Raw genomic sequence first — 12537 nt, 5'->3', positions numbered from 1 at the left:
GTAGTGGAGGCGGAAAAATGATAGAGGAAATGATTAAGCTAGACCATATAGGGATTAATGTACGATATTCATTAAACGATAAATCAGTTGTTTTATTCCTTCACTTTAGTGGAGGAAATTTGAATATGTGGGAAGGTATTTTACCCCAATTTGAAAATGAATATAGCATCATTGTTCCTGATTTTAGAGGACATGGTAAATCCGATAAACCCTTAGCAGGGTATCATATAGACGATATGGCAAACGATATTTATCTATTGTTGGAGAGACTAAACGTAGAGTGCTGCCATATCGTAGGTAGTTCAATGGGGGCTGAGATTGGACTTAGTTTAGCTGCATCACATCCAGAGCTCATCCTATCTCTCATATGTGAAGGGGCTTTATATAATGAGTTTGGAGAATACGGGTTATTTAATGGAACGGAGGAGGAAATTGAACATAAAAAAGAAGTCATGCGGACTGTACTGGCTGAAAGGGAGGAACGTGTATTTAAAACGAAAGAAGAGTATATTGAGGAACAACGAGCGGAATTAATACAACAAGGATTATGGAATGAATATTTCTTAGCCTTCTTTGAACACAATCTGCAACAGATGCAAAACGGTAATTTTACATATTGCTATTTAAACCATGTTAGAACAGAATATATTCAGAAATACTGGGATGTGAAATTTGAGCAATATTATAAGAAGGTAAAATGTCCTATTCTATTCCTTCCAAGCGAAGAAGAGTGGGAAGATAAGAAAATCAGAAGCATCCTATCTGCGTTCACTAGTCTACTGCATACATATGAAATTGAGCATATAGAAAATTCCATCCATGCTTATGTATGGATGCAACATCCGATTGAAGCAGGCAAAGCAGTAAAGAGATTCATAAGCAAACATGATGAATAAATGAACTTGACACAGTCCAGTACTAGTATTGTCTTTTTTTATTATACAACTTAAAAGGAACTGTAATTTTGGTAGTTAATGATTAATGACTGCATGAAAGTGCTGCAATATTTTTGATCTTGTTTTACTTACATGGGCTAATATAGAAATCGGACACTCGAAATAATTCAAACTTAAAAGAGCAGATTTTACAGAAATACCTCTCCGCTTAGTTAGGTCTTATGGATGATTAGAAACACGCTAGATTCATCCACTTCTTGCACCTGATAGGGGTATCCCAACTCTTCGCCAATTTTTTCAAGATCCTCGGATGAATGGATCGTCGCCTTAAAGCCCCCCTTGCAGATAATCACACCGTTTTTGGTTTTAGTATAGTCAATTTTCCCCAAAAGCCCTTTGGAGGCCTGCTCCTCAAACCATTTCAGACGAAAATCCCAAAATCTAGTGCTGTAACTGCTGAAATAAGCCGTTCCACCTGGTGCCACTTTATCAAGAATTTTGTGAATGACAGTGGAATCAGCACGCATGGCAGACAATCCGTTTTGCAGGCACAAAATAACATCAAAGGGCTTAGGGAATTTTATCTGGTGAACATCCATGGCAACTATACTCGCGTTGGGATAGTCTTTGAGGTACTCTTTGCCTAACTCAACGCTTTCCAGCGAGATATCTATCCCGACAATAGATCGGCAGTAGGGAGCCAATTCCCTAATAATTCGACCGTATCCGGCTCCAAGCTCCAAAACACTTTGTGTGTTTGATAGATTTCCCTTGACAAAATCTATCTCCGCTTGTAAATACTGCTTGATACGTGGAATTTGGGTATCGTACGCCTGAAACAACTTTTTGGAATTTAATTTTTCGGCATAGTAATTGTCCATATTCTTTATCCTTTCTCCTCATGGTAAATTAGAGCTAAATAGATATAATTCTTTGAGCTAAAAATGAACTGCGATTATCTCAGAGATAACAATCTGCAACTTTTGTGATTTAGTTTATTATCAATGAATTATGTTGAAATAAAGTTTTATAAATCCTAACAAAAAACAAATATAGTTTCAAAGGTTGCTTAATATAGTATAATCATGTTAATTTTAGTTGTTCATATTAGTATAATGTAAATTATATAAAGTTTTTATAAATATTACAATAGTTGTTTAAGGAAGTTAGATGGAAGGGGTTTTGTTGTATGAGAGTTATCAACGTTTTCAAAAGGTTCGGCATGAATTATTAACCCGCAATTAGGCCGTTCTTTTCCATAAGCTTAAGTAAATGCTTCAATCACAAGGGTATCTTTCATTCTACTTCCCATCGGTCATCCAACTACCTTCGAGAAAACATATCAATAAATATTGCAAGATAGAGGGTTCCTTTCCTAGTTGGTACATATGTAACATCACCTACCCCAATTTTATTTTTTGTATCTGTAACAAACATTTGATTAAGTAAATTAGGTCTTTCTTCACCTCTATTTTTTTAATTATATTTCTTATAATTATATTTGGTTCCTTTAGGACATAGATTCACTTCACGCATTAATCTAGATATTTGCTTACGATTTACATGAATTCCACGTTGCTCTGGTACTTTTCCTATACGAATAGATCCATATCTACCTTTTTAAATACATTATATATTTGGAATACACCTTCAGAGGCATAACTTTTAAATATCATAGAGAATAAAATATTTAATAATATATAGTTTAATGAACTAATATCACAAAAAACATGTTTAAGAGAAATGTAATTTTAAAAAGATGTTATGCAAAATAATTTTATCAATGGATTTAGCAGAAATTAAAAAGATAATTTTTATATAGAGTGTTAATAAGTGAGGAGGAATTAATATTAAAATATAAATAAATTATATAGCTCGGTAATGTACTTCTTAGAGGAAAGTTCAGATTCGAATAAATTAGCTTTTGAAAGTATTGCAAATGTATCAAAGGTTTTAAGCTTTATGTTTGTAGAGCAATATATAATTTATGATGCAAGAGTAACCTATGAATTGGATATTTGTGAAGACTAATTCGTCAAAAGTATTTTTCACAATGTCAGAAAGTAGGAACTCAAAATTAAATACATTAGATATATCCACATTAAGTAGAATATCTAATGCTAAAGGGTATATAAATAATATAGGAATAAATAAAAGGGTTAGTAATTCTGATAAGAATATATTTATTAAAAGCTAATGTCATATATAACTTTATGTAATTTAATTAGTGAGATTAATATGAAATTATGAGATTATATATTTTATGATTCTGTCATAGCTAACGCTATCTTAGATAGGATTTTACATCATACTCATGTAATTCCTATCAACGGAAAATCATATCATTTAAAAAATATCTTAAAGAAGATGAGTAAAAAGTTACATTCTAATATTGACATTTATACTTATTTTCGTCAGATAAAATTTGAGCAAGAATTATCAAGAATTAATTTATGGTTGAGTATATAATATATGGTATATTCTTGGAAAGTCTAGCGGTTAGAAGAAAACACACAGCCAAGGGAGACTGATTTTCGGAGAATAAACTCGAAATCGATAGAACTTTCCTTAATGATTTCTACCATTATTAAACCATAGGAATTGTTATTGATTTATACAAAGAGACAAAAAAAGAGACAATAGATTACAAGGCTATTATCTCTATAAAGATATATAATATTTCCTTGCAAATACTATTATACGAGGAGGATGCATATGGATTATCACTCAAAAGTGCGTGATTCACTTGAGTATATTGAAAAAAATCTGGGGAATAAGATTAAACTTGATGATCTTGCTCAAAAAGCTTATCTGTCAAAATATCATTATCATAGACTTTTTCACAAAATAACAGGTGAATCCGTCACCAAATATATTACTAAGAGGCGGATGGAGAAGGCTGCAGAAGAGCTTGTTCAAACAGAACAGCCGATTATTGATATCGCACTGAAGTATCAATATGCTTCCCAGGAATCCTTTTCTAGAGCCTTTATGAGAATTTATGATTTGACGCCTGGAAAATATCGGAGAGTATATAGAAGTGGTAAATTCAATAATGTTATCGAATTCAGTTCCGACTTCAACAGAATCACGAATATGGCTGCATAAGCAGCGTAAGGAGGTTAATATGAGCAATCTTATACCAATGGTAATTGAACAGACATCTCGAGGAGAACGTTCTTACGATATCTTTTCGAGGTTGTTAAATGATAGGATTATCATGCTTAACGGCATGGTAACGAATGAATCTGCGAGCTTAATTATTGCGCAAATGCTTTTCTTGGAATCCGCCGATTGTGACAAGGACATTCATTTCTATATAAACAGCCCAGGTGGTTCCGTAACGGACGGCTTCGCTATTATGGATACAATGAATTATATCAAATGCGATGTTTCTACCATCAGTGTAGGCCAATCAGGGAGCGCAGCTTCATTACTTCTGGCGTCGGGGAAGAAAGGTAAACGTTTTGCCTTGAAAAACAGTGAAGTGCTGATTCATCAGCCATCAATATCCGGCGGACTTCAGGGGCAGGCCACAGATATTAAAATTCATAGTGATTGGCTTGAAAAAACAAAAGAAACTCTAAATGAAATATATAGTAGGCTTACAGGTCAGCCGATTCAAAAGATTAAAGAGGATATGGAAAGAGATTGTTATATGACGGCTGAGCAAGCGAAAGAATATGGGTTAATTGATAAGATTTTATTATGTCGTACGTAACATTACATTTAAAAACGGGGTTAAAGCGAAGCTTTAGATTGGATATCCGTATTTGATAGGTTAATTAAAATCTTATTTTTAAAAATTTAGATGCTAATGCTATAAAAACAAATAGCACTAAAAGGATTGTTCCAAATTGATTACTGCAATTCTCCAACCCCTATAGCTAAATAATTGTAACGAATGAAGTTCATTTGCAAAGAGCATTTGAGAGTTTTATTGCTTACAATTTTTGATTTACGGGATCAAAAGAGCTAAGCTATACACATACAATTGATGATGATAAAGAAATCTCTGATGTGAGATTAAAAAAAGATACCGCATTGTGCTCAAAAAAACTGGATCTGAGGGTTGATTTTTATTCCGCAAGGCTCCACTAGACTCAAGCGGCATCTTTTTTGTATCTTCAAAGCATTGTACGGTTCTAAAGAAGCGCGCCCCAATGTTGAGTTAGTAACCTATATTGAATCTACAATTGAAATTCTTTTGCTATATACTTACTTTATCAAATATAAAAAAGGAGTGTTAATTATGAAGAAAATACAAGTCTATCATGTAGATGCATTTACGGATCAAATTTTCGGTGGAAATGCCGCAGGTGTAGTTCCCGAAGCAGTAGGGTTAAATGAGCACGACATGCAGAAGATAGCAAGAGAATTAAATCTTTCAGAGACCGCATTTTTATTTCCTTCTAATGACAGAAATTATGATTATGTGGTGCGTTATTTTACACCAAGTAGAGAGATCGATTTTTGCGGTCATGCTACGGTAGGCCTGTCATGGGTTATGGCAATGGAGTATGGCTGGATGGAAAAAGCCTCACAAATTAGATTGAAAACAAATATTGGTATTGTTCCAGTTGAATGGTCTATGCAAGAAAAAAAATTAAATAGTGTTGTGATGACTCAAGTTGCACCTAAAACAAAACAATTTGAGGTGGATAAGGAAGAAATCTGTCGTGTAGTCGGGATTAATCCAATGGACATCGATGATAAATATCCGATCAAGTTAGCATATACAGGAAATTGGCACTTATTAATTCCAGTAAAGAACAGTAAAGCAATCGACGCATCAGTACCGATATTTGAAGAATTAAAAGATTTAAATCTTAAATTGGATGTTGTTACTACACATTTGTTTAGTTTTAATAGTTTTGATGAACGATATAAAATATATACAAGAGATTTTGCACCAGCAATCGGAATTGCTGAGGATCCGGTTACAGGAGCAGCGAATGGTGCGTTAGCAGGATACTTAGTATTGGAAAATATTTTAGACCCCAAAATAGACCATGAATTTACAATTGGCCAAGGACATGCAGCTGGAAGACCAGGAGAACTTACGATAAAGATTATTGCAGGAAAAACTAATCCGACTATCAAAGTTGGGGGGAAAGCGATTATTTCAATTAATGGAACTATAAATCTTTAATGAAACAATTGAATAAATTTTTCATTATACTAATTATTAGAATTAATTAATTCTTTGAAAATATGCTAGGGGATACCAGCTTCAAGTGAAATCATTATCGTTCTCTCAAGGCATGTTGGTAGTATAATTCTGATGACATATTGTGGTTTAGATAAGGAATAATAGAGCTTGACCACAACATATAGTGGTTTAGAGATGAAATTCGGGCCAAAAATTGGTCAAAAAACACCGTTTTTGATCCTTATTTTTGGGGTGATTTATAGATGACATAGGGTAATTTGAGTGATGACCCCCTAAAATGTAAATTGTATATAGAAAGATCTAAGAGATTAAGATAAGAATCTTGATGTCTATTTTTTGAGTATAAAAATGATTGTAATAGCTATCTCGGAAATATTAGTCTAACCTTAGACATACATGAATCATAAATATGTCCTGATTCATTATGCTATAAAAGAATATGAAAAATCAGGATATGGCTGAGGAGGCAGTACATAATGCTTTTATATCTATCATACAGAAAAAAATATTTAATTTTGGGCTGTAGGGATTTCCGTCGCTCGACCATTATTATAGTGAGAAGCAAATTCATTGATATATGCAGAAAGCAAAAACCTTATGCTAATAAATGAATAGAGGAATTAGAAATATTTCTTGAGTCAGTGAGGAACCTGTTGACGAGGTTATTTTTCAGTCTTAATATGAATTTATTAGAAAGTATCTAATTAAATTGATGAAATAAGCAAGCAAGTTCTGATTAGGAAGTATATCCATTGACACTAAGTAAAAGTAAGTAAAAAATGCAAATTTATAAAAAAGTTTCAGGAAAAAATATTAATTAAAACACGATGTTAAAATGTTTCGCTGTTATTCATGATATAATAAAAAAGTGAATATGGGTTCTCTCAATACACTGAGGGCAAACTTATTGCTATTGGACTATTACTTTGTTAAATATTATCAGAAGTTGCATCTTGAAGTACAACATATGATTCCCAATTACAAATTAAAAGGAGTGGCCTATGAAAAAAAGAAAAACGTAAATTGTAGAACCATAACAGCTCTTATGCTTATTTTTGTGTTACTAATGTGTACAGCTTGTACAAAAAAACAAAATGAGCCTAAAACACCAGTTGATGACATTCTCTCAGAAGAAGGTACGAAAAACACATCATCAGCACCAGACACCGTTCAACTAAATTTTTCCACCCAGGATTTTTCTGATATACCTCTTAATTTATTGAATGATATTCAGATAGAAAGTATTGTTAACTCAACAAAAATTGATGATATGGTCACATATGTTGAATATATCCCCAAAGAGTTCAATGAAGAAAATCCTGAAGGTTATATCTATTCATATATTGAGGTTTCTGGGATAAAATATGCTTTATCACGTTCTCTTGGCGAGACTTGGTATGATTTGACAAAAACAGTATTAGCTGAAACTGAAACAGTTTATATAACAAATGAGGTGCGTGGTGCGAGCTACGGAGTCACAATATTTTTTGTGATAAAGGAAAAGACACCATATATTATATCGGAGATCGACGGATTTACTCAAATTAGTGATATAGATGAAAATGGCACAAATGAAGTGGTCTCTACTGTAGGCACAGTACCCGATACTTCAATTTGTTTTTTCGATTTTGATAAACAAACAGTTAGTATCTCGAATATTAACGAGCAATCAGGTGCCAAGTATTCAATGTATGATTCCATAACGAACACTTTCAGCTTAGCTATTGGGCAAAATCAAAATCTAGTGACTTACGTTTATGAAACAAATGAGCTGTTACAAGTTAAATAAACAGAAAGCAGAGAGCAAAGCTCTCTGCTTTCTGTTTATTTAATAATTAGTTTGCCATTAGTTCGATTTTTACAGAGTTTGCACCTGATGGTTTGCCAATGGAAACCCACGCCCTATAGGATAATTCTATACCCCTATTTGCTGGAGCTGTATCAGTTACTTTGACAACGATACTTTTTGAAGTATTTGACAAATTTGTCACCTTAACAAATTTATTTCTATAGGTGGTATTCCAACTATTAGTGGAGGTCATTGCCGCAGTTAAACCTTGAGGATGAAAAACTTCACCGTTTGCAGTCATTGCGCTAAGAATGTTCTGTGCAGGAAATCCTATTTCGGGACATGTTGATGTCTTACCTGGTTGAGTACCCTGACATGGTAGACCATAATAATCGCATGTAGCACTGGTAGAAATTGTACTTGCAACTGTTCCACCTTGGTTTGCCGGCATAACAAGGTTTGTGCAAGTTGAGCTTCCCTTAGCATCATTGAAGTTCAAATTGACAAGAGAACGAATCTTATTCGAAATAAATAGCGCATCATACCAAGGCATTGTGTTATTTATCCCTATTTGGTAAAGCAAAGTTTGAGCGGATGTGCGAGGATCGGTATTATTTGTTGCCTCATAAAGCTTCTCACCATAATAGTTGGATGATGGGTTTGAGGATGTGTCATAAAAATAAGTTTTCTCTCCAATGTTCTTTCTCACCAGTGGGCATGAAACAATATATCGAGAGCCATCGTGTGAGGGTGTTATAAAGTCCAAATCACGGTTCGAATCAGAAAATAATGCATTAAGACGATCTCTTAGCGTATTTGCACCTGATTGCGTTTCCATGTAGATACCAGATTTCCCGTTGATATCAACGCGATAAGCTTGAATAATATTATCATAGACTGTTGTTGCAGTATTTGCCATAATCAATTACCTTCCTTTGTTTTTATTTTTTGACTAACTTGTAAAATGGCGCGCACACTTTAGAAGCTTCGTCTACAAAGTAAAGAGAGGGAGGCAATCAAAAAGTAAACATCTCTTTCAAAAAAATTGACTATACCGTCACCACTATAACTAGTAAGATTAAGTGGATAGCTGGTGGAGAACCTAATCTTGACAATAGTATCATAATTCAAGGCATAGGGTACTTCAAAGTCCATCTGAAGGATTTTTTCAATGAAGAAATCGTCGGAAACCCAGCACTCATAGAATCCATAATTCAGGACTTATATAAGTTAAGCAGTGAACAATTATATATATATTATCCCGTATGAAGGATTTGAGAAAAAAACAATAAAAGCGTCGGGATAAAATTGATATCCCGGTGCTTTTATTTATACTGGACTTCTAAGTGCAAATTCAGTAATACCATATCAAAACAAACCCATACAAATTAGGAAAGGTTTGTAGGGGTTTTATCTTCACATACGTTATTTATATATAACGGTGTTTAGTGAGGCGTATGATTCCATGGGGTTAGGTGTTGATGACAGCCCCATGGTAAAGCGTATCAATCGATATGCAATTAATACCAAAATTAATATAGGGTTTTCTTTTGTTTATAGAAAGGCAGATTAAAATTGAAAACTTGTTATACCAAAAGATAATTCGCACTATCGAGTTTCGATAAATAAAAAGTGAAGCAGGTATTATGGCTGAATTGCCTTAATACCTACATTTTAATTTATAGAAGGTGACGATGATGCCGAAAAATTAGATTTTTCTTGCTTATATTTTTACAAAAACAAGCATCCCATCTCTCTACCATTTGAAAGGTAGTGGGATGCATTATGACTATTGATATTATTGTAAGATCACAAGGCGGGGATGGTGATGCCACCCTATTGCTTATCGAAAAGTTCAATCCGTTGCTGAAGAAGTACGCTTATAAGCTGTCTTATGATGATGCCTATAATGATCTTCTTCTCAATTTTATCGAACTACTACATAACATGTAAATCGAAAATATTCATAACAAAAGTGAAGGAAGCGTGATTTCCTACATATGTACTTCAGTTCACAGCAGTTATGTAAAAAGATTGATAGAAGTCAAACGGTTTCGAAACCTTCTACTTTATTCAGACTTAAACGATAATGAGCTATATTATGTTGAATCCATATCCGCAACTAATGATGTATATCAAGAATATGAATTATCGTTTATTAAAAATATATTAACAAAACAAGAACTGACCGTTATAAGTATGATTTATTTTACTGGTTATATAGTAACAGAGATTGCAAGTTTTTATGGTACTTCAAGACAAGCAGTTAATCAGATGAAAAATAGAGCGCTAAAAAAATTGCGTAATGCTTTTTCGGGCAAGCTTTAGGAGGATAAGATTATGGACTCAGTGTTGGATAGGGCTAAAATAATCTTTACGCTCTTGGGGGGAATTTTAGGATGGATTTTTGGCAGATTTTAGAATTGTATCTTAAAAATATTAGCATAACCGTATATAGTGTATTATAATAAAAATAACTATAAAGACATACTAAAACCAATCTCCTAAGATGAAAGGTGGGATAATATTGCTTACTATTTATTTATCCATGCTTGATACAGAGCAGGAACGAAAAAAGATGACTGATATATATGAGGAGCATAAATATGCCCTGCTTAATTATGCTATGACGATTATTAGAAATTAAGATATGGCTGAGGATGCACTACATAATGCTTTTAGATCTATAATACAGAAAAAAGAAAAATATTTAAATTTGAACTGTATGGATTTCCGTCGCTCAGCCGTTATTATAGTGAGAAACAAATGCATTGACATATTAAGAAAGCAAAAACCTTTTGCTAATAAATCAATTGAGGAATTAGAAATATTTCTTGAATCAGGCGAGGTGCCTGTTGATGAGCAGGTTGTTTTTGAGTCTGAGTATGAACTTATCCGTAAGTATATCAATTCAATTGATGAAATAAGTAAGCAAGTTCTACTTATGAAATATATCTTAAATATGTCATATAAAGAAATCGGAGAGGAACTTGGTATGACTCCAAAACATGTTGATACACGAATTATGAGAGCGGAGGAAAAAGTTCGTAAACTAATAGAGAAAGAGGTGAAGTATAATGAATAAAGATCAATTGAATGATGTGGTTTTTAAGGCGCTATTCCGTCAGGCAGTCATTGATGATTTTAATGAAGAGATTGCTTCTATTCCAACAAATGAACAACTCGCCAAGATATATACATTTTCTCTGGAATTTGAAATACGAATAAAAGAACTTTTTATAAAAGACCGTAGAAAAGGTTTGCTTAAAAAGACCATGCTTTACAGTAGAAGGGTAGCATCAATTCTTGTTATTGTATTAGGTTTGCTGTTTGGTACATTGCTTTTTAATACTGAAGTTCGTGCAGCAGTAGGAAAAGTTCTTGTTGAATGGTATGAAAAATTCACCTCATTTACATTTAGAGATGAAGAGATAATTGTTGAGAAGAAAGAGTGGACTTTGGAATATTTGCCTAAAGGATATCTACTAAAAAATTATGAAGTGCTAGGAAATGTCATAAATATGGAGTTTATAAATAACCAAGGTGATAAAATTAGATTTTCTTATCGTCCAGAAAATAGTATTACAAATATATCTGTTGATAATGAAAATCATAAAATAGATAGCCATGTAGTATTGGATAATGAAGCATTCTCTATAACTGCAGTAGATGATAGGTTTGACAATGGAGTCATATGGAATATGGATGGTTATACTTTTAGTCTCTGGGGAAAAATATCTATAAATGAATTAAACAAAATAGCAGAATCTATATCAGAAAAGTAAAAAATACCAAGTAGTTTTTTAAAACATTAAAATTTTTTTGTAGGGAAAATATCCTTTCAAACGTTATATAAGTAAGAGCATGAAAAGCTCTATAATACGAAAGGCTGTGATACTAATGAAAATCAAAAAGGTTGTGACATTTCTCGTAATAGGAATGCTATTTCTTAATCAAGGTATTCCAGTATTTGCAGAAGTGTCGTCAAATGTAGTTCAAGGTGTTGATACGGATGTCCCAATTACTCCACAGTGGGAAAATACTAATGATGTGAATCTTGATTTGTATTTTACAAATGGCAAAGCAGAATGTGTCGGTATAATTAACGGAATTTCTGGTACTTCAAGTATATCTGCAACATTTAAGTTGGAGCGTAAGGGATTGTCGGGTTGGTCACTTGAAAACTCTTGGAGAAAAAGTTCAAAAGGAGAATCGCTATCATTTTTTGAAACTGAGGCTGTTGAAAAAGGCTATACATATCGCCTTAGTGTAATTGCAAAAGTGACAAGAAATGGAGTGACGGAAACAGTGAATACTTCAGTAGAAGGAAAGTACTAATTATGAAACAAAATATATGTTAAAGAATTATCAGTAGGAGGATGATAGATTTAAGCTATGTTCAATAAAAAGTTTATAATTGCCGTAGATAAATTAACATTAGGAATAGTATTATTAGTACTTTTTGCTCTTGTGGGTTGTTCACAGAAAGTGAACAACCCAAATAAAACTCAAATAAAAGAAAATCCGATAGAATCTATACCAAATAAAGAAGCTTCTTTTAAACCGCCAAAGAAATCAGTAGCAGAAATATTAAGTGATTTGGCTAATCAAAAATTTTTGATCAAAGGTAAGCGTCAAATCCACCTCACATTTTAAAGAAATGCTTTCTATGAGATAAT

Annotated in this window: 15 protein-coding genes and 1 pseudogene; 13 read left to right on the top strand and 3 right to left on the bottom strand. The window is 33.1% G+C overall.

Going from position 1 to position 12537, the window contains the following annotated elements:
- Window positions 1–17 precede the first annotated feature (17 nt).
- A complete protein-coding gene (locus KQI38_RS20740; RefSeq protein ID WP_216562896.1) occupies window positions 18–896 on the top strand; it encodes an alpha/beta fold hydrolase in 879 nt (292 codons plus the stop codon).
- A gap of 212 nt (window positions 897–1108) precedes the next feature.
- Here KQI38_RS20740 and KQI38_RS20735 read toward each other — a convergent pair whose 3' ends face one another.
- Window positions 1109–1777 carry a class I SAM-dependent methyltransferase gene (locus tag KQI38_RS20735; protein WP_216562893.1) on the bottom strand — a complete coding sequence of 223 codons (669 nt, stop codon included), beginning with the start codon at window positions 1775–1777 and terminating at the stop codon, window positions 1109–1111.
- 595 nt (window positions 1778–2372) lie between these two features.
- Window positions 2373–2504: pseudogene (locus KQI38_RS22905) on the bottom strand (IS3-like element IS1068 family transposase); the annotation flags it as partial.
- Window positions 2505–2777: 273 nt separating this feature from the next.
- Here KQI38_RS22905 and KQI38_RS20725 point away from each other — a divergent pair.
- From KQI38_RS20725 to KQI38_RS20700, 6 genes are all read left to right on the top strand, one after another.
- Window positions 2778–2927, top strand: coding sequence for a hypothetical protein (locus tag KQI38_RS20725; protein WP_216562891.1), 150 nt, complete (start codon window positions 2778–2780; stop codon window positions 2925–2927).
- 225 nt (window positions 2928–3152) lie between these two features.
- Complete coding sequence (locus KQI38_RS22515) at window positions 3153–3365, top strand: ATP-binding protein (protein ID WP_338114394.1); 213 nt, start codon at window positions 3153–3155, stop codon at window positions 3363–3365.
- Window positions 3366–3611: 246 nt separating this feature from the next.
- A complete protein-coding gene (locus KQI38_RS20715; protein WP_246565956.1) occupies window positions 3612–4004 on the top strand; it encodes a helix-turn-helix domain-containing protein in 393 nt (130 codons plus the stop codon).
- The gene (locus tag KQI38_RS20710; protein ID WP_256310619.1) at window positions 3952–4617 is read left to right on the top strand and encodes an ATP-dependent Clp protease proteolytic subunit; all 666 of its coding nucleotides are present in this window, start codon (window positions 3952–3954) and stop codon (window positions 4615–4617) included. Before KQI38_RS20715 ends, KQI38_RS20710 begins: the two co-directional genes overlap by 53 nt.
- A gap of 531 nt (window positions 4618–5148) precedes the next feature.
- Window positions 5149–6048 (top strand): PhzF family phenazine biosynthesis protein, encoded by a 900-nt coding sequence (locus KQI38_RS20705; protein WP_216562884.1) that lies wholly within the window; start codon window positions 5149–5151, stop codon window positions 6046–6048.
- A gap of 928 nt (window positions 6049–6976) precedes the next feature.
- A complete protein-coding gene (locus KQI38_RS20700; RefSeq protein WP_216562882.1) occupies window positions 6977–7858 on the top strand; it encodes a hypothetical protein in 882 nt (293 codons plus the stop codon).
- A gap of 46 nt (window positions 7859–7904) precedes the next feature.
- Here KQI38_RS20700 and KQI38_RS20695 read toward each other — a convergent pair whose 3' ends face one another.
- Window positions 7905–8309, bottom strand: a complete 405-nt coding sequence (locus KQI38_RS20695; RefSeq protein WP_216562880.1) for a septal ring lytic transglycosylase RlpA family protein — start codon at window positions 8307–8309, stop codon at window positions 7905–7907.
- Window positions 8310–9299: 990 nt separating this feature from the next.
- On the opposite strand from KQI38_RS20695, the gene KQI38_RS22510 reads away from it, so the two are divergent.
- From KQI38_RS22510 to KQI38_RS20670, 6 genes are all read left to right on the top strand, one after another.
- Complete coding sequence (locus KQI38_RS22510) at window positions 9300–9431, top strand: hypothetical protein (RefSeq protein ID WP_256310424.1); 132 nt, start codon at window positions 9300–9302, stop codon at window positions 9429–9431.
- 461 nt (window positions 9432–9892) lie between these two features.
- Window positions 9893–10186 carry a sigma factor-like helix-turn-helix DNA-binding protein gene (locus KQI38_RS20690; protein ID WP_216562878.1) on the top strand — a complete coding sequence of 98 codons (294 nt, stop codon included), beginning with the start codon at window positions 9893–9895 and terminating at the stop codon, window positions 10184–10186.
- 322 nt (window positions 10187–10508) lie between these two features.
- Window positions 10509–10943, top strand: a complete 435-nt coding sequence (locus KQI38_RS20685; protein ID WP_216562876.1) for an RNA polymerase sigma factor — start codon at window positions 10509–10511, stop codon at window positions 10941–10943.
- A complete protein-coding gene (locus tag KQI38_RS20680) occupies window positions 10936–11643 on the top strand; it encodes a DUF4367 domain-containing protein (RefSeq protein WP_216562874.1) in 708 nt (235 codons plus the stop codon). Before KQI38_RS20685 ends, KQI38_RS20680 begins: the two co-directional genes overlap by 8 nt.
- Before the next feature lie 133 nt (window positions 11644–11776).
- Window positions 11777–12196 (top strand): hypothetical protein, encoded by a 420-nt coding sequence (locus tag KQI38_RS20675; RefSeq protein ID WP_216562872.1) that lies wholly within the window; start codon window positions 11777–11779, stop codon window positions 12194–12196.
- 57 nt (window positions 12197–12253) lie between these two features.
- The gene (locus KQI38_RS20670; RefSeq protein WP_216562870.1) at window positions 12254–12514 is read left to right on the top strand and encodes a hypothetical protein; all 261 of its coding nucleotides are present in this window, start codon (window positions 12254–12256) and stop codon (window positions 12512–12514) included.
- The last annotated feature ends 23 nt before the right edge of the window (window positions 12515–12537 follow it).

It is taken from the genome of Tissierella carlieri, assembly GCF_018917285.1.
Lineage (GTDB): Bacteria > Bacillota > Clostridia > Tissierellales > Tissierellaceae > Tissierella > Tissierella carlieri.
Note: the sequence above shows the minus strand (reverse complement) of the source record. Positions and strands in the feature narration are given on the sequence as shown.